This window comes from Streptomyces sp. GbtcB6 (assembly GCF_019091475.1).
Lineage (GTDB): Bacteria > Actinomycetota > Actinomycetes > Streptomycetales > Streptomycetaceae > Streptomyces > Streptomyces hyaluromycini.
Map to the genome: position 1 here is coordinate 1 of NZ_JAGXJL010000527.1, position 231 is coordinate 231.

The window sequence follows — 231 nt, forward strand, 5'->3', positions numbered from 1 at the left end:
ACGGTCTCCTTGTGGAACAGGGAGGGGGGGTCGATGTACGACGGCGACGGGAGCGGGCGGAGGAGGTAGATGCCGTTGCGCGGGGTGAAGATGAAGCGCTTCATCTTCGGGTCCCAGCGACGGGTCTGGTGACCGAAGTGGACGCCAGATAATGCCGACCTAGTTCTGAATACGCAATTCTATAACGAAGGACTTGGTGTTCTCGGTTGTGCCGCGGATGCCGGACGGCTC

At 60.6% G+C, this 231-nt stretch carries 1 pseudogene; it reads right to left on the reverse strand.

The window, feature by feature from the left end:
- Positions 1–152, reverse strand: a pseudogene (locus KVT45_RS55870) (30S ribosomal protein S2); the annotation flags it as partial.
- Between the last annotated feature and the right edge of the window lie 79 nt (positions 153–231).